General features: G+C 62.3%; 21 protein-coding genes. 14 read left to right on the top strand and 7 right to left on the bottom strand.

All coding sequences use genetic code 11. The features are described from left to right. Nucleotides 1-3: 3 nt before the first annotated feature. Nucleotides 4-1140, bottom strand: a complete 1137-nt coding sequence (blaSRT, locus tag AC2CGI_RS12205; protein WP_031300463.1) for an SRT/SST family class C beta-lactamase — start codon at nucleotides 1138-1140, stop codon at nucleotides 4-6. Nucleotides 1141-1346: 206 nt separating this feature from the next. On the opposite strand from blaSRT, the gene AC2CGI_RS12200 reads away from it, so the two are divergent. Continuing rightward, on the top strand, nucleotides 1347-2228 hold the full coding sequence (locus AC2CGI_RS12200) for a LysR family transcriptional regulator (RefSeq protein WP_021505437.1): 882 nt from the start codon (nucleotides 1347-1349) through the stop codon (nucleotides 2226-2228). Here the strand turns inward: AC2CGI_RS12200 and AC2CGI_RS12195 are convergent. Next, nucleotides 2225-3256 (bottom strand): Mal regulon transcriptional regulator MalI, encoded by a 1032-nt coding sequence (locus AC2CGI_RS12195; protein ID WP_015377763.1) that lies wholly within the window; start codon nucleotides 3254-3256, stop codon nucleotides 2225-2227. The genes AC2CGI_RS12200 and AC2CGI_RS12195 overlap by 4 nt on opposite strands. Before the next feature lie 223 nt (nucleotides 3257-3479). On the opposite strand from AC2CGI_RS12195, the gene malX reads away from it, so the two are divergent. Then, on the top strand, nucleotides 3480-5099 hold the full coding sequence (gene malX, locus AC2CGI_RS12190) for a maltose/glucose-specific PTS transporter subunit IIBC (protein WP_076740262.1): 1620 nt from the start codon (nucleotides 3480-3482) through the stop codon (nucleotides 5097-5099). Then, a complete protein-coding gene (locus tag AC2CGI_RS12185; protein ID WP_076740263.1) occupies nucleotides 5092-6273 on the top strand; it encodes a MalY/PatB family protein in 1182 nt (393 codons plus the stop codon). Before malX ends, AC2CGI_RS12185 begins: the two co-directional genes overlap by 8 nt. Nucleotides 6274-6305: 32 nt before the next feature. Here the strand turns inward: AC2CGI_RS12185 and AC2CGI_RS12180 are convergent, their stop codons facing one another. Further along, complete coding sequence (locus tag AC2CGI_RS12180; RefSeq protein ID WP_015377760.1) at nucleotides 6306-6674, bottom strand: hypothetical protein; 369 nt, start codon at nucleotides 6672-6674, stop codon at nucleotides 6306-6308. Continuing rightward, nucleotides 6671-7267 carry an NUDIX hydrolase gene (locus AC2CGI_RS12175; RefSeq protein ID WP_076740264.1) on the bottom strand — a complete coding sequence of 199 codons (597 nt, stop codon included), beginning with the start codon at nucleotides 7265-7267 and terminating at the stop codon, nucleotides 6671-6673. The genes AC2CGI_RS12180 and AC2CGI_RS12175 overlap by 4 nt, the downstream gene beginning before the upstream one ends. Nucleotides 7268-7364: 97 nt before the next feature. Between AC2CGI_RS12175 and AC2CGI_RS12170 the strand changes: the two genes are divergently transcribed. The 3 genes from AC2CGI_RS12170 (at nucleotide 7365) to AC2CGI_RS12160 (ending at nucleotide 9909) form a co-directional block, all read left to right on the top strand. After that, complete coding sequence (locus AC2CGI_RS12170; protein WP_021505440.1) at nucleotides 7365-8120, top strand: DeoR/GlpR family DNA-binding transcription regulator; 756 nt, start codon at nucleotides 7365-7367, stop codon at nucleotides 8118-8120. A gap of 135 nt (nucleotides 8121-8255) precedes the next feature. Continuing rightward, nucleotides 8256-9254, top strand: coding sequence for an adenosine deaminase (gene add, locus AC2CGI_RS12165; protein ID WP_075685791.1), 999 nt, complete (start codon nucleotides 8256-8258; stop codon nucleotides 9252-9254). A gap of 109 nt (nucleotides 9255-9363) precedes the next feature. After that, complete coding sequence (locus tag AC2CGI_RS12160; RefSeq protein WP_044031322.1) at nucleotides 9364-9909, top strand: AAA family ATPase; 546 nt, start codon at nucleotides 9364-9366, stop codon at nucleotides 9907-9909. Nucleotides 9910-9920: 11 nt separating this feature from the next. On the opposite strand, the gene AC2CGI_RS12155 is transcribed toward AC2CGI_RS12160, so the two are convergent. Both AC2CGI_RS12155 and AC2CGI_RS12150 read right to left on the bottom strand, forming a co-directional pair. Continuing rightward, nucleotides 9921-10925, bottom strand: a complete 1005-nt coding sequence (locus AC2CGI_RS12155) for a bile acid:sodium symporter family protein (RefSeq protein ID WP_004938453.1) — start codon at nucleotides 10923-10925, stop codon at nucleotides 9921-9923. 72 nt (nucleotides 10926-10997) lie between these two features. Further along, entirely contained in the window at nucleotides 10998-12038 is a 1041-nt protein-coding gene (locus AC2CGI_RS12150) for an oxidoreductase (RefSeq protein WP_076740265.1), read from the bottom strand. Nucleotides 12039-12262: 224 nt separating this feature from the next. Here AC2CGI_RS12150 and AC2CGI_RS12145 point away from each other — a divergent pair, with 224 nt between their 5' ends. The 4 genes from AC2CGI_RS12145 to rsxC all read left to right on the top strand — a co-directional run bounded on the left by AC2CGI_RS12145 (nucleotide 12263) and on the right by rsxC (nucleotide 16186). Further along, nucleotides 12263-12703, top strand: coding sequence for a DUF2569 domain-containing protein (locus AC2CGI_RS12145; RefSeq protein ID WP_004938446.1), 441 nt, complete (start codon nucleotides 12263-12265; stop codon nucleotides 12701-12703). A 135-nt stretch (nucleotides 12704-12838) separates the two neighbouring features. Further along, nucleotides 12839-13420, top strand: coding sequence for an electron transport complex subunit RsxA (gene rsxA, locus AC2CGI_RS12140; RefSeq protein ID WP_004938443.1), 582 nt, complete (start codon nucleotides 12839-12841; stop codon nucleotides 13418-13420). Beyond that, nucleotides 13420-13992: an electron transport complex subunit RsxB gene (gene rsxB / locus AC2CGI_RS12135; protein ID WP_004938428.1), complete on the top strand. Its 573-nt coding sequence runs from the start codon at nucleotides 13420-13422 to the stop codon at nucleotides 13990-13992. The genes rsxA and rsxB overlap by 1 nt, the downstream gene beginning before the upstream one ends. After that, a complete protein-coding gene (rsxC, locus tag AC2CGI_RS12130; protein ID WP_484593947.1) occupies nucleotides 13985-16186 on the top strand; it encodes an electron transport complex subunit RsxC in 2202 nt (733 codons plus the stop codon). The genes rsxB and rsxC overlap by 8 nt, the downstream gene beginning before the upstream one ends. Nucleotides 16187-16219: 33 nt before the next feature. On the opposite strand, the gene AC2CGI_RS12125 is transcribed toward rsxC, so the two are convergent. Next, nucleotides 16220-17113, bottom strand: coding sequence for a helix-turn-helix domain-containing protein (locus tag AC2CGI_RS12125; protein ID WP_004938420.1), 894 nt, complete (start codon nucleotides 17111-17113; stop codon nucleotides 16220-16222). Nucleotides 17114-17478: 365 nt separating this feature from the next. Here AC2CGI_RS12125 and rsxD point away from each other — a divergent pair, with 365 nt between their 5' ends. From rsxD to nth, 4 genes are read left to right on the top strand one after another with little or no spacing between them, the layout of a single operon-like run. Next, nucleotides 17479-18564 carry an electron transport complex subunit RsxD gene (gene rsxD / locus AC2CGI_RS12120; RefSeq protein WP_076740267.1) on the top strand — a complete coding sequence of 362 codons (1086 nt, stop codon included), beginning with the start codon at nucleotides 17479-17481 and terminating at the stop codon, nucleotides 18562-18564. Nucleotides 18565-18573: 9 nt separating this feature from the next. Beyond that, nucleotides 18574-19203 carry an electron transport complex subunit RsxG gene (gene rsxG, locus AC2CGI_RS12115; protein WP_015377750.1) on the top strand — a complete coding sequence of 210 codons (630 nt, stop codon included), beginning with the start codon at nucleotides 18574-18576 and terminating at the stop codon, nucleotides 19201-19203. Beyond that, nucleotides 19200-19898: an electron transport complex subunit E gene (locus AC2CGI_RS12110; protein ID WP_004938409.1), complete on the top strand. Its 699-nt coding sequence runs from the start codon at nucleotides 19200-19202 to the stop codon at nucleotides 19896-19898. The genes rsxG and AC2CGI_RS12110 overlap by 4 nt, the downstream gene beginning before the upstream one ends. After that, entirely contained in the window at nucleotides 19898-20539 is a 642-nt protein-coding gene (gene nth / locus AC2CGI_RS12105) for an endonuclease III (protein ID WP_004938407.1), read from the top strand. Before AC2CGI_RS12110 ends, nth begins: the two co-directional genes overlap by 1 nt. Nucleotides 20540-20662: the final 123 nt, after the last annotated feature.

Genomic DNA, 20662 nt, shown 5'->3' with positions numbered 1-20662 from the left:
TTGTCAGCGCTTCTCCAGCGCCTGGATGATGCGATAAGTCGCCTCGACCCGATCGTCGTTCGGGAACCATTTGTTGGCCAGCATCACCACGGCGATATTCTTCGCCGGGATGAACACCGCGTAGGTGGAGAAACCGCCGGTAGAGCCGGTTTTGTTATACCAGCCGGCGCGCAATTCCGGCTGCGGCGGCGTGATGGCGGTAGCCGGCGTGCCATTCATGATCATCCCGGCGTTGTTGCCCTCGATCAAACGCGACAGTTTCACCGGATACGGGTAGTTCTCCCACATCAGATCCTGCGTGAACGCGCCCGCCTTATAATAGCCGACGTGCGTCCCGGCCAGCGCGTCGCGCCACGGCTGTGCGACCTTCACCTGCTGCAGGTTGGCGTCCAGATAGCGAATCAGATCGCGAGCGTTGGACTTGATGCCGTAAGACTCGGCGTCCAGCGGGCCGGGATTGACCCGCACCGGCTTATCGTCCTTGTTGTAACCCTGCGCATAGTTGGCCATCTGCGCCGCCGGCACCTGAACGTAGGTGTGGCTCATGCCCAGCGCCGGCAACATCCCCTGTTCCATCGCCTGGATAAACGGCTGGTCGAGGCTTTTGGCGGCGATCATGCCCAGCATGCCGATACCGAGATTGGAATAGACGCGGTAGCTGCCCGCCGGGTGTTTCGGCTGCCAGGCCCGGTAGTAGGCCATCAGTTGGGCGTTGTCGGTCACGTCGTCCGGCACGAACAGCGGCAGGCCGGAGGTATGCGTCGCCAGATTCAGCAGGCTGACGCCGTCGAAGGCGCTGCCGCGCAGCTCGGGCAGATAGCGGCTGGCCGGATCGTTGAACGACAGCTTACCCTGCTGCTGCGCATAGACCGCCAGCGTCGCGGTGAAGGTTTTGCTCAGCGAGCCCACTTCGAACAGCGTCTGCTCGGTGATCGGTTTACCGGTCTGCTTCGAGGCCACGCCATACGGGTAAATCTGCTGTTTGCCGTCAACCGACACGGCGATCGCCATGCCCGGCACGCCATATTTTTTCATCAGCGGCTGAATAACGGCGTCGATATCCTGCTGCTGTGCGGCCTGTGCGGTCGGCAGGATCAGCGCGGCGATCAACGCGGCCGCCAGGCGGTTCATTTTCGTCATGATAGAAGCTCTCAGGTTGCAGGGCATCGGCCGCGGCCAAAAGTTTTTATTGGCGTTATGCACGGCGCTTTCCCTGGTTGATGATGTCATTCCTTTACGGCTGCCGCGACGCTCTCAGCAGCCGCGCCAAATATCGGATTTTGCCGCCGGGTTGACAAGCGATAATAATTTCAGCCAGCATAAAGAAAAACTTATGGCTATCGACGATGCGCAATCGACTTCCCCTCAATGCCCTGCGGGCGTTCGAATCCTCCGCCCGCCACCTGAACTTCACCCGCGCCGGCCTGGAGCTGCGCGTCACCCAGGCCGCCGTCAGCCAGCAGGTGCGCATGCTGGAAGAACAGCTGGGCATTCAGCTGTTCCGCCGCCTGCCGCGCGGCCTGGATCTGACCGAAGAAGGCCAGGCGCTGCTGCCGGTGTTGAACGACGCCTTCGACCGCATCGAGGCGGTGCTGCAACAGTTCGAAGGCGGGCATTTCCACGAGGTGCTGACGGTGGCGGTGGTCGGCACCTTCGCCGTCGGCTGGCTGATGCCGAGGCTGGCGGCGTTCCGCACGGCGCACCCGTTTATCGATCTACGGGTGCTGACCCACAACAACCTGGTCAATCTGTCGGCCGACGGCATGGATTTCGCCATCCGCTTCGGCGAAGGCCTCTGGCCCGCCACCTGCAATATCAAGCTGTTCGACGCGCCGCTGACGGTGCTCTGCCCGCCGGCGGTCGCCGCGCGCCTGCGCACGCCGCAGGATCTGCAGCACGAGCAGCTGATGCGCACCTACCGCAAGGATGAATGGGAGCGCTGGTTCACGGCTGCGCAGGTGACGCCGTGGCGGATCAACGGCCCGGTGTTCGACTCGTCAAGGCTGATGGTGGAAGGCGCGATCCAGTGCGACGGTGTGGCGCTGGCGCCGGTCAGCATGTTCCGCCGCGAACTGGCCGCCGGCGTGCTGCAGCGGCCGTTCGCCGCCGAGGCCGCGCTTGGCGCCTATTGGCTGACCCATTTGAAGTCGCGGGACCTGACGCCGGCGATGAAAACCTTTATCGGCTGGATCCGCCGGGAGGCGGAAGAGGAACTGCGGCGGGATTAGGCGGAGCCGCGCCGGATCAGCGTCGGCGGCAGAATGACGTTCTGCGCCGGCAGGTCGGCGTCACCGATGCGCTGCAGCAGGCGCGCGGCGGCGCTGCGCCCCACTTCCCGCGCCGAGCTGGAGACGAAGGTCAGCGGCGGCTCGGTCAGCTCGGCCTCCGGCACGTCGCCGAAGCCGATCAGCGCCACCTGCCGCCCGTAGTAAGCGTCAACCCCATCCGAGCCGATGCTGCGGCCGCTGCGCGTCAGGCCAAAATAGGCGCCAAGCGCCACCGAAGCCTTGTGGCAAACGACAGCGGTAATGTTCGGATAGTGGCGCAGCAGCTGTTCCGCCGCTTGCGCCGCCTCACGCTGCCGGCAATCGCACTCGACGATCCATTCGCTGCGAAACGGCAGGCCGTACTGCACCAGCGTGGCGCAAAAGCCGCCCAACCGCTCGGCACGCGTCAATGAGTCGCTCTGGCCGCCAAGGTAGGCGATTTGGCTGTGGCCGCGTTTGATCAAAAATTCGGTGGCCAGTTTGGCGGCCTGCATGTTGTCCGGCCGCACCACGTCCACCCCATCGAGACCGCTGGAGCGCGCCACGCAGACCAGCGGTACGCCCTGCTCGGCCGCCTTCTCCTTCAACCCAGCCGCCGCGCGAATGCCGCCGGCCAGCACGATACCGTCGACGCCCTGCGCCAGCAGCGCGTCAAACGCCCGCTGCAAGCCCTGGCCGTCGCGCCCGCTCTGGGTTAAAAACAGCAGTTTGTCGTGCGCCTCCAGCGCTTCGCTCAGCCCGGCGGTCATTTCGGCATAGAAGGGTTCGCAAATGTCGCGCAGAACGAGGCCGATCACCCCAGATTCACCGCCGCGCAGCGTCGCCGCCTGACGATTGCGCACGTAGCCCAGCTGCTCTATCGCCTGATTGACCTTCTCGACGGTGGTCGGCGAAATCCGCCCCTTACCGCTCAACACCAGGGAAACCGTGGTGACCGACACGCCCGCCTGCTGCGCCACATCGGTGATGGTGATTTTTTTGATGCTCATAGTCTCTGCGAACCCGTTCCTGGGCAACCCGCGCCGTAATGATCAAGGGTATACCGAATCCGTTAACTCAGTAAAACGTTTTACTGCCAGCCGCATTGTCGCCAAAAACCGGGCGGCAGATTTGTGATTGGTGGCGCATTTTTGCTAGGTAAAACGTTTTATCTTCTTTTTACCTAATCAGCAGTCCCCTTTTTGCTCGTCTTTTCGCCAGGAGAAGTCGGTTATGTCAGCAGCCAACAAACCCAAAATCACCCTCTGGGAGTTCTTCCAGAGCCTGGGCAAAACGTTCATGTTGCCCGTCGCCTTGCTCTCTTTCTGCGGCATCATGCTGGGGATCGGCAGCTCGCTGAGCAGCCGCGACGTGATCACCCTGATGCCGTTTATCGGCCACCCGATCTTCCAGCTGATCTTCACCTGGATGAGCAAGGTAGGCTCCTTCGCCTTCAGCTTCCTGCCGGTGATGTTCGCCATCGCCATTCCGCTGGGCATGGCGCGCGAAAACAAAGGCGTCGCCGCGTTCTCCGGTTTCGTCGGCTTCGCTGTGCTGAATCTGGGCACCAACTTCTACCTGACCGCCGCCGGCGTGCTGCCCACCAGCGATCCGCTGGTGCTGAAAGCCAACAATATCCAGAACATCCTCGGCATTCAGTCGATCGATACCGGCATCCTCGGCGCGGTGATCGTCGGCATCATCGTCTATCGCCTGCATGAACGCTTCCACACCATCCGCCTGCCGGACGCGCTGGCGTTTTTCGGCGGCACGCGCTTCGTGCCAATCGTCACCACCGTGGTGCTGGGCCTGTGCGGCCTGGTGATCCCACTGATCTGGCCGTGGTTCGCCGCCGGCATCACCGGGCTGGGCTGGGTGATCAACAGCGCCGGCGCCTTTGGCCCGATGCTGTTCGGCACCGGCGAACGCTTGCTGCTGCCTTTCGGCCTGCAGCACATTCTGGTGGCGCTGATCCGCTTTACCGAGGCGGGCGGTACGATGGAGGTGTGCGGCCACAGCGTCAGCGGCGCCCTGACCATCTTCCAGGCGCAGCTCTCCTGCCCGACCACCACCGGCTTCGCCGAGAGCGCCACCCGCTTCCTGTCACAGGGTAAAATGCCGGCGTTCCTCGGCGGCCTGCCGGGCGCGGCGCTGGCGATGTACCACTGCGCTAAACCGGAGAATCGTCACAAAATCAAAGGGCTGTTGATTTCCGGCGTGGTGGCCTGCGTGGTCGGCGGCACCACCGAACCGATCGAATTTTTGTTCCTGTTCGTCGCGCCGTTCCTGTATCTGATCCACGCGCTGCTCACCGGGTTGGGCTTTACCGTGATGGCGCTGCTGGGCGTGACCATCGGCAACACCGACGGCAACATCATCGACTTCGTGGTGTTCGGCATTCTGCACGGCACCGCCACCAAGTGGTATCTGGTGCCGGTGGTGGCCGCCGTCTGGTTCGTCGGCTATTACGCCATTTTCCGCTTCGCCATCCAGCGCTTTAACATCAAAACGCCGGGCCGTGAGAGCGACAGCGCCATCAGCCAAAGCGCGCCGAGCGGCGCGGTGGGCAAATCCGGCTACAACGTGCCGGCGATTCTGGCGGCCCTCGGCGGCCCGGGCAACGTTATCACGCTGGACAACTGCATCACCCGCCTGCGCCTGTCGGTCAACGACATGAGCCGGGTGGACGACGCGGCGCTGAAGGCCAACCGCGCCATCGGCGTAGTGCATCTCAACGACCATAATCTGCAGGTGGTGATCGGCCCGCAGGTGCAATCGGTGAAAGATGAATTAGACTCACTGATAGCCACGGCGCAACCTGCCGCGGCGCTGCAGGGAGCCACCCATGTTTGATTTCTCCACCCCGATCGACCGCCACGGCACCTGGTGCACCCAGTGGGACTATATCGCCGATCGTTTCGGCAGCGACGATCTGCTGCCGTTCACCATCTCCGATATGGATTTCGCCACCGCACCGTGCATTCTCGAGGCGTTGCAGCAACGCCTGCAGCACGGCGTGCTGGGCTACAGCCGCTGGCAGCACGAGGATTTTCTCGGCGCGCTGCGCCACTGGTATCAGCAACGTTTCAACGTCGCCATCGACACCGCAACGGCGGTGTACGGCCCTTCCGTTATCTACATGGCGGCGCAGCTGATCCGCCAATGGTCCGTACCGGGCGACTATGTGGTGACCCATACCCCGGCCTACGACGCCTTCTACAAGGTGATCCTCGCCAACCAACGCCAGCTGTTGGCCTGCCCGCTGCACAAGGCCGGCGACGACTGGCGCTGCGACATGGCGCACCTTGAGGCGTTGCTGGCGCGGCCGCAAACCAAGATCCTGCTGCTGTGCAGCCCGCATAATCCCACCGGCAAAGTGTGGCGCCGCGACGAGTTACAGCAGATGGCCGAACTGTGCGAGCGCCACGACGTGCGCGTCATCAGCGACGAAATCCACATGGATATGGCATGGGGGGAACACCGCCATACGCCGTGGAGCCAGGTGGCGACCGGCGCCTGGGCCTTGCTGACCTCCGGCTCCAAGAGTTTCAATATCCCGGCGCTGACCGGCGCCTACGGCTTTATCAGCGATGACGCCAGCCGCGAAGCCTACTTCCAGCAGCTCAAATCCCGCGACGGCCTCTCCTCGCCGGCGGTGCTGGCGGTGGCGGCGCACGTGGCTGCCTATCGCCACGGCGAACCCTGGCTGGACGCCCTGCGCGACTATCTGCAGGATAATCTGAGCTACGTCGCCGAACGGCTGGAGCAGGCGTTTCCCGCGCTGGGCTGGCGCCCGCCGCAGGCCACCTACCTGGCCTGGATCGATCTGCGGCCGCTGGCCGTAGACGATCGGGCGCTGCAGCAGGCGCTGATCGAGCGCGAAAAGGTGGCGATCATGCCGGGCTTTACCTACGGCGAGGAAGGCCGCGGGTTCCTGCGTCTCAACGTCGGCTGCCCGCGCGGCAAGCTGGAGGCCGGCATGGACAAGCTGATCGCCGGGTTGAGGGTGGTGCTGGGCGAGCAATAACGCGAGGGGGCGAGCCTCTGCCCGCCCCTCGGTTACGCCTGAACAGACGGAATTTCCTCCAGATGACGATAGACCGTCAATCCCCATTCGTTAGCCAACCGCACGTCGTTATCGGCTCCCGCAGATGCCCCTTCGATGCGATATACCGCCTGACACTGCGCAATCAGCCGATGGGCCACCGGGTAAAGAAACGCCTCGCTCACCGCATCGCCAACCTGAGTGGAGCCTGCCGCCGCCGCCAAAGGCAGCGCCAGCCATTCGCCGATCACCGGCACGTGTCCCCGTAGGTAAACCGCCAGCGCCGCCTGTTCCAGGCGCGCCAGATTGGCGGCGATACGCTGCGGATCGCCATCGGTGCCGCTGCGATAGGGGCCAGCGATCAGGATTTGTTGTGCTTTCATCGTTCTTCCTCCAACGTCCGGTTCAAGGCGACAAACTGCAGCAGCATGATGGTCTTGGCGTCAACGATCGCGCCCTGACGAATCGCCTGCAGGGCCTGCGCCAGCGGCAGCTCGATCACCTCCAGATCCTCGCCCTCCGCCGCCACCCCGCCGCCCTCGTTGACGCGATCGCCCGCCTGATATTCACCGATGAAAAAGTGCAGCTTCTCGGTGACCGAACCTGGGCTCATGTAGGCTTCAAACACTTTCTCCACGTTCTGCACGAAATAGCCGGTTTCCTCTTCCGCTTCGGCTCTGATGCGCGCCTCCGGCGACGCGTTGTCCAGCAGCCCGGCGGCGGCCTCAATCAGCATGCCGTCATGACCGTTGACGAACACCGGAAAGCGGAACTGGCGCGTCAGGATCACCGTCTGCGCCTGCCGGTTGAACAGCAAAATCACCGCGCCGTCACCGCGATCGTAAGTCTCACGGCTTTGCCGCTGCCAGACGCCGTCGCGCCGCAGAAAATCAAAGGTGGTTTTTTTCAGCAGGTACCAGTCATCGGACAACACCCGGGTTTCGACAATGCGAACCCTGTCTTTGGTGGCTATCATCGGTTTACTCCGCCAGAGGAAGGAAATTGATACTATCGTGCAGCTTCGTGTATGATCAAGATATTTCGTGCAAAACAAATTTGAGGGAAAAATGGCCATATTGACCAGCCAGCGCAAGAAAATCATCCTGGAGAAACTGGCTCAGGACGGCCAGGTGTTGGCCAAGCAGCTCAGCGAGCTGTTCGGGCTGTCGGAAGACACTGTCCGGCGCGACCTGCGCGAACTGGACGCCGAGGGGTTGCTGCAGCGGGTGCACGGCGGCGCCCTGCCGGTTTCATCCGCCATCGCCAGCTTCGCCGAACGCAATCAGTTGGAATCCGGCGCCAAACGCGCAATCGCCAAAGTGGCGGCGGCGCTGATCGCCCCCGGCCAGGTGGTGATCATCGACGGCGGCACCACCTCCGCCGAGCTGGTCAGGCAGCTGCCGCTCAGCCTGAACGCCACCATCGTCACCCACAGCCCCAGCGTCGCCGTGGGCCTGGCCGATCATCCCACGGTGGAGGTGATCCTGATCGGCGGCAGGTTGTACAAGCATTCGATCGTCAGCGTCGGCGCCGCCGCGGTGGAAGCGATGTCGCATATTCGCGCCGATATTTATTTTATGGGCGTGACCGGCGTGCACCCCACTGCGGGGCTGAGCACCGGCGATCTGGAAGAGGCCTACATCAAGCGGGCACTGGCGGCCCGCGCGGCGGAAACCGTGGTGCTGGCCTCCGCCGCCAAGCTTAACGCCGCCTCGCAGTATGCGATCGGTGACATTACGCTGGCGCATACCATCATCGTTGAACGCGCCACCGACGACGCATTGATCGCGCCGTTGCAGCAGGCGGGCGTCAGCGTGTTGAAAGCCTGATTCACGACGATAATGCGATACCCCTCGCATTATTTGTGATGCAAGTCACTTTTTTATGCAACGAGATGGCAAGTTTCATTCATTTGTTTTTATACTGTTCTGCACTTTACCTACGATAATTAGCGAGTGCCCAGCATGATCGATCCCCGCCTACCGCTTACCGACATTCACCGCCATCTCGACGGCAATATCCGCGCGCAGACCATTCTCGACCTCGGTCGCCAGTTCAACCTCACCCTGCCGGCCAACGATTTGGAGAGCCTGCGCCCGCACGTGCAGATCACCCACGCCGAACCGGATCTGGTCAGCTTCCTGCAGAAACTGGACTGGGGCGTAGCGGTGCTGGGCGATCTGGACGCCTGCCGCCGGGTGGCCTACGAAAACGTCGAGGACGCCGCCAACGCCGGCCTGCACTACGCCGAGCTGCGTTTTTCCCCTTACTACATGGCGATGAAGCATCAGCTGCCGGTCGCCGGCGTGGTGGAAGCGGTGATCGACGGGATCCGCTCGGGCTGCCGCGATCGCGATATCGACATTCGCCTGATCGGCATCATGAGCCGCACCTTTGGCGAGGCCGCCTGTTTGCAGGAGCTGGAAGGGTTGCTGGCGCACCGCGACGGCATTACCGCACTGGATTTGGCGGGCGATGAGCTGGGCTTCCCCGGCAGCCTGTTCCTCAGTCACTTCAACCGTGCGCGCGACGCCGGCCTGCGCATCACCGTGCACGCGGGCGAAGCCGCCGGCCCGGAAAGCATCTGGCAGGCGATCCGCGAGCTGGGCGCCGAACGTATCGGCCACGGGGTGAAAGCGGTCGAAGATCCGGCGCTGATGGACTTCCTGGCGGAACACGGCATCGGCATCGAGTCCTGCCTGACCTCCAACATCCAAACCAGCACCGTGCCGTCGCTGGCGCAGCATCCGCTGGCCACCTTCCTGCGCCACGGCGTGCTGGCGTCGATCAACACCGACGATCCGGCGGTTCAGGGCATCGAGATCGAGCATGAATACCGCGTCGCCGCGCCACAGGCCGGGCTGACGCCGGAAGAAATCCGCACCGCGCAGGAAAACGGCCTGAAGCTGGCCTTCCTCAGCGAGCAGGAAAAACAGGCGCTACGCGCCAAAGTTCAGGGCTAATCTCCCCAGGCGCCAAACGGCGCCTTCTTCTCATCCCCCGTCTTCTTCCGCCTGCTCATCTTTATCGCTGTTTTCACCCCATCACTCTGTTGCAAGAGAGGAGATCCGCATGTCTGACAAACTACGCCGTATCGTGCTGACCGGCGGCCCGGGTTCGGGCAAAAGCACGCTCATCGACGTTCTTCATCGCCGCGGTTACCCGCATTCGCAGGAGGCGGGCCGGGCGATTATTCAGGATCAGGTGAGTATTGGCGGCAATGCGCTGCCGTGGGGCGATCGCCAGGCTTTCGCCGAGCGGATGCTCGATTGGGAACTGCGTTCATGGCGCGAAGCGACGGGCGCAACATGCTGGTTCTTCGATCGCGGCCTGCCGGATATCGCCGGTTACCTGACGCTGTGCGGATTATCGATCCCCGCCCCCTTAACAGCGGCGATCGACGCCTTTCGCTATGCCGATACGGTGTTCATCGCCCCGCCGTGGCGAGCGATTTATGCGCAGGACAGCGAGAGAAAACAGTCTTTCGCCGAAGCCGAGCAAACCTATCGGGCGATGGTGGCCATCTATCGCCGTTATGGCTATCGGCTGCAAGAGCTGCCGCGCGCCTCACCCGATGAGCGCGCCGACTTTCTGCTCGACGCGCTGGGCCGCCGCTAGCGGCCTGCTACCTATTTGGCCGCCAGCGCCTCCGCCTCGGCCCGCTGTTTGGCGGTTTTACGCGCATAGCGCTGCGCCAGCACCGCGCACACCATCAGTTGCACCTGGTGGAAAATCATCAGCGGCAGCACCATGGCGCCCACCGCCGCGGCCGGGAACAGCACGTTGGCCATCGGGATGCCGTTCGCCAGGCTCTTTTTCGAACCGCAGAAGACGATGGTGATTTCATCGGCGGTGTTGAAGCCCAGCCAGCGCGCCGCGTAGGTGTTGATCACCAGCACCACCGTCAGCAGCACCAGCGACATCACCAGGATAGTCAGCAGCGACCAGCCGTCGATACGGTGCCAAATCCCTTCCACCACCGCCGCACTGAACGCGGTATACACCACCAGCAGGATCGACGAACGGTCGGTCAGGTTAATCAGTTTGCGATGGCGGTCGATCCACTTGCCGATCAGCGGCCGCGCCAGATGGCCGATCACGAACGGCACCATCAGTTGCAGAATGATTGAGCCAATGGCGTGCAGCACGTCGGTATTGCCGCCCTGGGTATGCATCAACGCCCCCACCAGCAGCGGCGACAGGAACACGCCAAGAATGCTGGACGCTGAGGCGCTGCAGATCGCCGCCGCCACGTTGCCGCCCGCCGCCGAGGTAAAAGCGATGGCCGACTGCACCGTGGCCGGCAGCGCGCACAGATAGAGGAAGCCGAGATAGACCGTCGGCGTCATGATGCCCGGCACCAGCAGGTTCATCGCCAGCCCGAGCAGCGGGAACAGCGCAAAGGTGCTGAGGAACACCAGCAGATGCAGCTTCCAGTGGCTCATGCCGGCGACGATCGCCTCGCGCGACAGCTTGGCGCCGTGCATAAAGAACAGCAGCGCGATGGCGGCGGTGGTCAGGTGTTCAAAGAAGGTTTTCCAGATGCCTTCGCAGGGGAACAGCGAGGCGACGATCACCACCAAAATCAGAACCAGCAAAAATTTATCAATGCGCAAACGCTGCAACCAGGACATGAAACGAATTTCCTTGCACGTAAAGTCGTAAAAAGGCCCGACGTTGCGCCGGGCACAGAGAAATGGGCGGTATTAAACCACCGGCAGCGCCTGCTGCAGCCGGGCCGATTCCAGCCCCAGTTCAATCAATGCCATCACCGCGATGGCGTCGGCGGCCGGCACCGGGTTTTCAGCGATGCCGGCGATGGCGTCGCGCACCGCCGCGTAATAAGCCGGATAATTGCCGGGAATGTTGAGCAGCGGTTGCTCCGCCAGCAGATCGTCACGTGACAGCGTCACCACGCCATCGCGCATGTCATAGCCCCAATCGGCCTGCGGCAAGCGCTCGCCGGCCTTCAGCCGGTCCTCCTGCGTATCGAGGCCGTATTTGACATAGCTGCCGCGGGTGCCGTGCACGACGTAGCGCGGGCTCTCCGCCGCCGCCAGCATGCTGGCGTGCAGCACCACGCGGCGATCGCCATAGCTCAGCAGCGCGTGAAAATAGTCCACCGCCTGCGCCCCCGGCCGCAGCTCACCCAGATCGACAAACAGTCGGTCGGGCTTGCCGAAGAGTTGCAGCGCCTGATCGAGCAGATGCGGCCCCAAATCGAACCAGATGCCGCTGCCGACGCCGCCCTGTTCGCGCCAGCGCTGGCGCACCTGCGGCCGGTAGCGATCGAAGTGCGATTCGAAGTACACCACCTCGCCCAGCGAACCGTCGTTCAGCAGCGCCTTAAGGGTAAGGAAATCGCTGTCCCAGCGACGGTTGTGGAACACCGACAGCAGTAAACCGCTCTGCTGCGCCTGCTGTTGCAGCGCCTGTGCTTGTGACAGCGTCACGGTAAACGGTTTATCCACCACCACGTGCTTGCCGGCGGCCAGCGCCTGTTGCGCCAGCGGGAAATGGGTATCGTTGGGGGTAGGAATGACGATCAGATCGAGGGCCGGATCGGCGAACAGCGCCTGCGCATCCCCCACGACCGTCATCGACGGCCAGTCGGCGTGCACTTTGCCGGCATCGCTGCTGGAAACGGCGGCCAGTTCCAGCCCCGGCGTACCGGCGATTAGCGGCGCATGAAAGGTTTTACCGGCGTAGCCGTAACCGACCAGCCCGACACGAATTTTTTCAGCCATGGGATTTCCTCTTGCAGGCTCACGACAGACCCTTTCGATTTGACACCATGCGGCCGGATGGAACAAGAAGTAAATGAGATGTTAATTCGAAGCGAGGCCGGAGTAGCCAAACGTGCGGCCCGGCGCCGCGATGCCGAGCTATCCGCTTGATAGAGATGACGAAGCCTATATTACCCGCTAAGCTATGCCGCCTGTGATCCCCGATTCAATCAGGAAGCCGTTTTATGTCTCAAGCTGAATACTCTCGTATCGGCGGTTGGTTGCTGGCCCCGCTGGCCTATCTGATCGTTACCCTGCTCAGCGCCAGCCTGATGCTGCTCCTGTACGCCATGGCGATCTTCATGCCCGAGTCGCGCGACTATCTGTTGACCAACGCCCAGGCGTTTACCCTGCAATGGTACTTTTCGGTGCTGACCACGCTCTTGATGTGGGGCTTTACCCTGTGGCTGGTGTTTCTGTTCTGCCAGCGGTCGCAGCGCTTCCCTAAACTGTTCTTGTTATGGCTGCTGATCACGGTGATCCTGGCGGTGAAAGCTTTCGCCTTCGCGCCGGTGCCGGATGAAGTGGCGGTGCGCAGCCTCGGCTGGCCGCTGCTGATGGCGGCGCTGCTGGTGCCTTACATCAAGCGCTCGCAGCGGGTTAAAGGCACCTTTACCGAACGTTAAAGGCGGTTGCAGCACGTTTTATCGGGTGTTTTGTGTAAATTTTCGCCAAAAAAGGCAATACCCCTGCGATTCATATGTTGTCGTCCGGCCGCCGATTCCCGATAATAGGCGGCTTTTATTTTTTTAGGCATCGCAATGACCGAATACCTGCTCCTGTTTGTCGGCACCGTACTGGTGAACAACTTCGTTCTGGTGAAGTTTCTTGGCCTGTGCCCGTTCCTCGGCGTTTCCAAGAAGCTGGAAAGCGCCATCGGCATGGGAATGGCCACCACCTTCGTCATGACGCTGGCCTCCGTCAGCGCCTGGGTGATCAACACCTTTATTCTGGTTCCGCTGGATCTGGTGTACCTGCGCACGCTCTCCTTCATTCTGGTGATCGCCGTCGTCGTGCAGTTCACCGAGATGGTAGTGCGCAAAACCAGCCCGGCGCTCTACCGCCTGCTGGGCATCTTCCTGCCGCTGATCACCACCAACTGCGCGGTGCTTGGCGTGGCGTTGCTTAACGTCAACCTCGGCTACAACTTCCTGCAGTCCGCCGTTTACGGCTTTAGCGCCGCCGCCGGTTTCTCGCTGGTGATGGTGCTGTTCGCCGCCATTCGCGAACGTCTGGCGGTGGCCGACGTGCCGGCGCCGTTCCGCGGCTCCTCGATCGCGCTGATCACCGCCGGGCTGATGTCGCTGGCCTTTATGGGCTTTACCGGGCTGGTGAAATTCTAATGACTGCGTTGTGGATAGCTATCGCGGCTCTAAGCGCGCTCGGGCTGCTGTTCGGACTGGTGCTGGGCTACGCCGCGCGCCGTTTTGAGGTGGAAGAGGATCCGGTCGCCGAGCAGGTCGATGCGATCCTGCCGCAGAGCCAGTGCGGCCAGTGCGGCTACCCCGGCTGTCGCCCCTATGCCGAGGCGGTGGCCAACGGCGAGATGATCAACAAATGCGCGCCGGGCGGCGAACAGGTGATGCTGAAACTGGCGGAGCTGCTCAACGTCGAGCCGCAGCCGCTGGGCAGCGAAGCCGCCGCCGAGCCGGAGCGTAAAGTGGCCTATATCGACGAGGCCAACTGCATCGGCTGCACCAAGTGCATTCAGGCCTGCCCGGTGGACGCCATCGTCGGCGCCACCCGCGCCATGCACACCGTCATCACCGACCTCTGTACCGGCTGCGATCTGTGCGTCGCCCCTTGCCCTACCGACTGTATTGAAATGAGACCGGTCGCTACCACCACCGCCAACTGGAAGTGGGACATGAAGACGATCCCGGTGCAAGTGATCCACGTGGAGCAACATGCTTAATCTGTTCGCCGCCTTTAAAAAAGACCGGATCTGGGATTTCGACGGCGGGATCCATCCACCGGAAATGAAAACGCAGTCCAGCGGTGCGCCGCTGCGTGTCGCGCCCCTGCCCAAGACCTTTATCATTCCGCTGCAACAGCATCTGGGGCCGGAAGGCGAGCTGTGCGTCAGCGCCGGCGATCGGGTGTTGAAAGGCCAGCCGCTGACCGTCGGCCGCGGCCGCACCGTGCCGGTGCACGCCCCGACCTCGGGCACCGTCAGCGCCATTACGCCGCACATCACCGCGCACCCGTCTGGGCTGACGGAGCTGTGCGTGATTATCGAGGCAGACGGGGAAGACCGCTGGTGCGAGCGCGATCCGGTGGCGGATTATCGCCAATCGCCCGCCGCGGAACTGATTCAACGTATTCATCAGGCCGGCATCGCCGGCCTGGGCGGCGCAGGTTTCCCGACCGCCAGCAAACTGCAAGGCGGCATGAGCGGCGTGGAAACGCTGATCCTCAACGCCGCCGAGTGCGAGCCTTACATTACCGCCGACGACCGTCTGATGCAGGAACATGCCGCTCAGATCATTGAAGGCACGCAGATCCTGCAACACATTCTGCAACCCAAGCTCACGTTGATCGGCATCGAAGACAATAAACCGGAGGCAATCGCGGCGCTGAAACAGGCGTTGCGCGGCCAGCCCGGCATTGCGCTGCGCGTCATCCCAACCAAATACCCGTCCGGCGGCGCCAAGCAGCTGACCAAAATTTTGACCGGCAAGGAAGTGCCGCACGGTAAGCACTCCTCCGCTATCGGCGTATTGATGCAAAACGTCGGCACCGCCTTCGCCATCAAGCGAGCGATCGTCGACGGCGAACCGCTGATTGAGCGCGTAGTGACCCTGACCGGCGAGGCGATCGAGCGCCCCGGCAATCTGTGGGCTCGCATCGGCACGCCGGTGCAGCACCTGCTCGACTTCGTCGGTTTCCGCCCGCAGGCGCAGCAGATGGTGGTCATGGGCGGCCCGCTGATGGGCTTCACCCTGCCCGCGCTGAACGTGCCAATCGTCAAGATCAGCAACTGCATTCTGGCGCCGACGGTGGATGAAATGACGCCGCAGGAACCGGAGCAGTCCTGCATCCGCTGCGGCCTGTGCGTAGACGCTTGCCCTGCCGGGCTGCTGCCACAACAGCTGTATTGGTTCAGCCGCGGGCAGGAGCACGACAAGGCGCGCAACCATAACCTGTTCGACTGCATCGAATGCGGTGCCTGCGCGTTCGTCTGCCCCAGCAATATCCCGCTGGTACAGTACTACCGGCAGGAAAAGGCCGAAATCAAGGCTATCGATCTGGAAGCGGCGCGCACCGCCGAGGCCAAGGCGCGTTACGAGGCTAAGCTGGCGCGTCTGGAGCGTGAAAAACTGGCGCGTGAAGAGCGACATAAAAAGGCCGCCGTCAAACTGACCGACGACGATCAGGGCGCAGTGCAGGCCGCGCTGGCGCGCGTGCGCAGCAAGAATGCCGAAGCGTCGGTTACGCCGGTCAACGGCCAGCAGCCGGATAACAGCGAGGTGATCGCTGCCCGCGAAGCACGTAAAGCGCAGGCGCGCGAACGTCGTGCCCAGCTGGCTGCCGAGGTGGAAACGGAAGCGCCACCGGCGACCGCCGGCGACGACGCGCGTAAAGCCGCCGTGGCCGCGGCGCTGGCCCGCGTGAAAGCGCGCAAAGAGGCGCCGGCGGCAAACAACTCCGCCCCGGCGGCAACAGAGGACGATCCGCGTAAAGCGGCCGTTACGGCCGCCCTGGCGCGCGTGAAGGCCAAAAAGGCAGAGCAGCAGGCGGATGCCCCTGCTCCGGCGGAAACGACGCCGGCTGCCGCCGAAGAAGATCCGCGCAAGGCGGCGGTCGCGGCGGCACTGGCGCGCGTAAAAGCCAAGAAAGCGGCGCAACAGGCGGATGCCCCTGCATCGGCGGAACCGGCGCCGGCTGTAGCCGAAGAAGATCCGCGCAAGGCGGCGGTCGCGGCGGCTATCGCCCGCGCCAAGGCCAAGAAAGCGGCGCAGCAGGCGGATGCCCCTGCACCGACGGAACCGGCGCCGGTTGCCGCCGAAGAAGATCCGCGCAAGGCGGCGGTCGCCGCGGCTATCGCCCGCGCCAAAGCCAAAAAAGCCGCCAGAGAATCGCTGGCGGCGGAAACGGAAGACAAATAATGATAGCGGCGCCTGGCTGACGCCAGGCGCCATTTAATCGATAGAAATCAGGTAGGTGTAATCCACTTCAATCTGACGCAGTTTGGATTCAGGATTCCACTCTTTGGTTTGAATGATCTCCATTTCCATACTGCCGCGCACTTTATCCTTCAACCCCGGCATCACATGCGACATCAGGTAGCCGAAAAACTGCAAACACTCTTTCGCCGACCCCTTATGGTTGATAGAGATAAACTCGCGGCTCGGCAAATGGAAGGTGTCTATCTGATGGTTGGAAAGAATATCCTTTCTGTGTTCAGGATCGACCGCCATCACCAGCGTGGATGAGAGCTCGTCGCCCTCCCCGGCATGAGGGGAGTAGATGCTGTAAATCCGCCGACAGTCGACGTGCAGCCCCTTGAAGAAGTCGTTGAAAATCTCATCCTTCATCGCCATGCAGGAAGAGTACTCCAGTTCCTGTTCGGAGGCGAAATCCAGCCGGCGAGTGAAGCCGACCAGCTGCATGTCGGGCAGCGTCAGCCGCTTCACTTCCGGGTAATAACCGGCGCCGTAGCTGGCTTCGAAGTTAAAGCGCGGCATCAGGTTTTTCACGTCCCAGTGCTCCATCGAGCGGTAGCGATTGGGAGTAGTGCCGAAGCGCTGCTTGAACATGCGGGTAAAGGTCTGCTGAGAGTCGAAGCCCAGCTCATCGGAGATATCGATGATGGAGCGACGAGTAATGCGCAACGCCACCGCGGCGCGCGTCAGGATGCGCGAACGGATATAGGTGGCGAGTTGAATGCCGGTAATACGCTTGAATTTACGCTGCAGATGCCACTTGGAATAGCCCGAAATACGCGCGACTTCATCCAGGTTTGGCCGTTTCTCCAGATGTATCTCCACCCACTCAATTAGCTCTTCAATAAAAAAAATGTCTTCATTTGTCATTATTATGGATTCACTGACTCAATAATGTTCGCGATAGTAACCTACACGGATTATGTGAAAGTTGTTATTTTGTGCGGAAATCTGGAGAAAAATGATATCTCATTCAGACGTTTACCCCATTTTCCGCGGTCGATGACGGCGCAAGTTCCACTGACAATTCCTCACGTTAGCCCATTTCCCGGCCAAAAAAAAATCAAATCGCGCCACCCCGATCGCCAGATGTGCGGAAAGCCGAATACCCCTATCATTAAGGCGTATTACCCTCGCATCGAATCAGGTAGAATGCTCGGCTATCATTTTTGCCGCGCCCGCAGTATGGCGCATCGAAACTGCCGCAGGCGCGGCGCAGAAGGTATCGTTACTCTATGAAGTTCAGGCCGGTATCACCCACAGCCGCCAAAGGCTTACACATCGCCAGCTCGCCTTTCACCCACAACCAGCAAAGCACCAGCCGCATTATGCTATGGGTCATGTTGGCGTGCATTCCCGGCATTGCGGCGCAGATTTGGTTTTTCGGCTACGGCGTGCTGATTCAGGTGGCGCTGGCGGCGATCGTCGCGCTGGCTGCAGAAGGCGCGATCCTCAAGCTGCGCAAGCTGCCGGTGCGCAGCCGGCTGGCGGATAACTCCGCCCTGCTGACCGCGCTGCTGCTCGGCATCAGCCTGCCGCCGCTGGCGCCGTGGTGGATGATCGTCATCGGCACCTTCTTCGCCATCGTTATCGCCAAACAGCTGTATGGCGGCCTCGGGCAGAACCCGTTCAACCCGGCGATGGTCGGTTACGTAGTGCTGCTCATCTCCTTCCCGGTGCAGATGACCAGCTGGCTGCCGCCGGATGAACTGCGCGCCGCCGCGCTGTCGCTCCACGACACGCTGCTGGCGATTTTCAGCGGCCATACCGCACAGGGCGCGACGCTGCACGAACTGCAGATGGGCGTGGACGGCATCAGCCAGGCCACGCCGCTCGACGGCTTCAAAACCGGCCTGCGCAGCGGCCACAGCGTGGAACAGGTGTTGCAGCAGCCGCTGTTCGGCGGCGCGCTGGCCGGTATCGGCTGGCAGTGGGTCAACCTCGGTTTCCTGACCGGCGGCCTGTTTATGCTGGCGCGCCGCCTGATCCATTGGCAAATCCCTTTCAGCATGTTGGCCGCCATCGCCTTCTGTTCCGGTCTGGCCTGGTGGATCGATCCGGCGCATCAGGCTTCACCGCTGATCCACCTATTCTCCGGCGCCAGCATGCTGGGTGCGTTCTTTATCGCCACCGATCCGGTCAGCGCCTCCACCACGCCGAAGGGCCGCTTAATCTACGGCGCGCTGATCGGCGTGCTGGTCTGGCTGATCCGCGTCTATGGCGGCTACCCTGATGGTGTGGCCTTCGCCGTGCTGCTCGCCAACATCACCGTCCCGTTAATCGACCACTACACGCAGCCGCGCGTGTACGGCCATCGCTAAGGAGCCGCCATGCTGAATTCCATGAGAAAGCACGGCACCACGCTGGCGGTGTTTGCGGCGGTCACCACCGGCCTGACCGCCGTAGTTTACGCCCTGACGAAAACCACCATCGCCCATCAGGCGGCGCTGCAGCAAAAAGCGCTGCTCGATCAGGTGGTACCGCCGGAAAACTACGACAACATCATGCAGAACGAATGCCTGCTGGTCAGCGATCCGGCGCTGGGCGACGGCGCGCCGCACCGCTTGTACCTGGCGCGCAAAAACGGGCAGCCGACGGCCGCCGCGCTGGAAACCACCGCGCCGGACGGCTACTCAGGCGCCATCAAGCTGCTGGTCGGCGCCGATTTCAACGGCACGGTGCTCGGCACCCGGGTGATTGAACACCACGAAACGCCTGGGCTGGGTGACAAAATTGAACTGCGCATTTCCGACTGGATTTCCTTCTTCAGCGGCAAGAAAATCGACGGCCCGGACGACAAACGCTGGGCGGTGAAGAAAGACGGCGGCATGTTCGACCAGTTCACCGGCGCGACCATCACCCCGCGGGCGGTGGTCAATGCGGTGCGCCGCACGGCGTTGTATATGGAAACGCTGCCGCCTAAACTTGAAAGCTTACCTGCGTGTGGAGCCGCCGAATGAGTGAAGCCAAAGAATTGATCGTTCAGGGGTTGTGGAAAAACAACTCCGCCCTGGTGCAGTTGCTGGGCATGTGTCCGTTGCTGGCGGTGACCTCCACCGTCACCAACGCGCTGGGCCTGGGGCTGGCCACCACGCTGGTGCTGACGCTGACCAACGCCTCCATCTCCGCGGTGCGCCGCTGGGTGCCGAGCGAAGTGCGTATTCCGATCTACGTGATGATCATCGCCGCGGTGGTGAGCATCGTGCAGATGCTGATCAACGCCTATGCCTTCGGCCTGTATCAGTCGCTCGGCATCTTTATTCCATTGATCGTGACCAACTGCATCGTGGTCGGCCGCGCCGAAGCGGTGGCCGCCAAGAAGCCGGTCGGCCTCTCGGCGCTGGACGGCATGGCCATCGGCCTTGGCGCCACCGGCGTGATGGTGACGCTGGGCTCGATGCGCGAACTGTTGGGCAACGGTACGCTGTTCGACGGCGCCGACCAACTGCTGGGCGGCTGGGCCAAGTCGCTGCGCATCGAAGTGGTGCATTTCGACAGCCCATTCCTGCTGGCGATGCTGCCGCCGGGCGCCTTTATCGGCCTGGGGCTGCTGCTGGCGGTCAAGTATCTGATCGACGAAAAAATGAAGGCGCGCAAAGCCCGCGCCGTGGCGGCGGAACCGCTGCTGGAACAAGGACGTGCTGAGAAGGCCTGATGAACAAGCAGAAGCGACTGGAAATTCTGACCCGGCTGCGCGACAACAACCCGCACCCGACCACCGAGCTGGTGTACACCACGCCGTTTGAACTGCTGATTGCCGTGCTGCTGTCTGCGCAGGCCACCGACGTGAGCGTCAACAAGGCGACCGCCAGACTTTACCCGGTCGCCAACACCCCCGCCGCCATGCTGGCGCTGGGGGTTGATGGCGTCAAGGAGTACATCAAGACCATCGGCCTGTTCAACAGCAAGGCCGAAAACGTGATCAAAACCTGCCGTATGCTGCTGGAGCTGCACGGCGGCGAAGTGCCGGAAGATCGCGCCGCGCTGGAAGCGCTGCCGGGAGTCGGCCGCAAGACCGCCAACGTGGTGCTCAATACCGCCTTCGGCTGGGCGACCATCGCCGTGGACACCCACATCTTCCGGGTGTGCAACCGCACCCACTTCGCGCCTGGCAAGAACGTCGATCAGGTGGAAGAGAAGCTGTTGAAGGTGGTGCCCGCCGAATTCAAGGTCGATTGCCACCACTGGCTGATCCTGCACGGGCGCTACACCTGCATCGCGCGCAAACCGCGCTGCGGCTCCTGCATCATCGAAGATCTGTGCGAGTATAAAGAGAAGGTTTATCCGGAATCCTGAGTCTGACGGGTGCGGCAAACCGCACCCGTCGCCGCCACTCCCCCCGCCAGCGCCTCTTTTTTATCGGAAATGTGATATCGCGCAGCAGTAACCCCGGCGTTATCGCGGTTTTCAGTGAAAAAC

Source organism: Serratia sp. LSHTC3, assembly GCF_057197125.1.
This window is presented reverse-complemented; position numbering and strand designations above follow the sequence as displayed.

Bases quoted from the DNA above. Each gene is read 5' to 3' on its own strand.
- blaSRT (WP_031300463.1), bottom strand. From the start codon at position 1,140: ATGACGAAAATGAACCGCCTGGCGGCCGCGTTGATCGCCGCGCTGATC.
- AC2CGI_RS12200 (WP_021505437.1), top strand. From the start codon at position 1,347: ATGCGCAATCGACTTCCCCTCAATGCCCTGCGGGCGTTCGAATCCTCC.
- AC2CGI_RS12195 (WP_015377763.1), bottom strand. From the start codon at position 3,256: ATGAGCATCAAAAAAATCACCATCACCGATGTGGCGCAGCAGGCGGGC.
- malX (WP_076740262.1), top strand. From the start codon at position 3,480: ATGTCAGCAGCCAACAAACCCAAAATCACCCTCTGGGAGTTCTTCCAG.
- AC2CGI_RS12185 (WP_076740263.1), top strand. From the start codon at position 5,092: ATGTTTGATTTCTCCACCCCGATCGACCGCCACGGCACCTGGTGCACC.
- AC2CGI_RS12180 (WP_015377760.1), bottom strand. From the start codon at position 6,674: ATGAAAGCACAACAAATCCTGATCGCTGGCCCCTATCGCAGCGGCACC.
- AC2CGI_RS12175 (WP_076740264.1), bottom strand. From the start codon at position 7,267: ATGATAGCCACCAAAGACAGGGTTCGCATTGTCGAAACCCGGGTGTTG.
- add (WP_075685791.1), top strand. From the start codon at position 8,256: ATGATCGATCCCCGCCTACCGCTTACCGACATTCACCGCCATCTCGAC.
- AC2CGI_RS12160 (WP_044031322.1), top strand. From the start codon at position 9,364: ATGTCTGACAAACTACGCCGTATCGTGCTGACCGGCGGCCCGGGTTCG.
- AC2CGI_RS12155 (WP_004938453.1), bottom strand. From the start codon at position 10,925: ATGTCCTGGTTGCAGCGTTTGCGCATTGATAAATTTTTGCTGGTTCTG.
- AC2CGI_RS12150 (WP_076740265.1), bottom strand. From the start codon at position 12,038: ATGGCTGAAAAAATTCGTGTCGGGCTGGTCGGTTACGGCTACGCCGGT.
- AC2CGI_RS12145 (WP_004938446.1), top strand. From the start codon at position 12,263: ATGTCTCAAGCTGAATACTCTCGTATCGGCGGTTGGTTGCTGGCCCCG.
- rsxA (WP_004938443.1), top strand. From the start codon at position 12,839: ATGACCGAATACCTGCTCCTGTTTGTCGGCACCGTACTGGTGAACAAC.
- rsxB (WP_004938428.1), top strand. From the start codon at position 13,420: ATGACTGCGTTGTGGATAGCTATCGCGGCTCTAAGCGCGCTCGGGCTG.
- rsxC (WP_484593947.1), top strand. From the start codon at position 13,985: ATGCTTAATCTGTTCGCCGCCTTTAAAAAAGACCGGATCTGGGATTTC.
- AC2CGI_RS12125 (WP_004938420.1), bottom strand. From the start codon at position 17,113: ATGACAAATGAAGACATTTTTTTTATTGAAGAGCTAATTGAGTGGGTG.
- rsxD (WP_076740267.1), top strand. From the start codon at position 17,479: ATGAAGTTCAGGCCGGTATCACCCACAGCCGCCAAAGGCTTACACATC.
- rsxG (WP_015377750.1), top strand. From the start codon at position 18,574: ATGCTGAATTCCATGAGAAAGCACGGCACCACGCTGGCGGTGTTTGCG.
- AC2CGI_RS12110 (WP_004938409.1), top strand. From the start codon at position 19,200: ATGAGTGAAGCCAAAGAATTGATCGTTCAGGGGTTGTGGAAAAACAAC.
- nth (WP_004938407.1), top strand. From the start codon at position 19,898: ATGAACAAGCAGAAGCGACTGGAAATTCTGACCCGGCTGCGCGACAAC.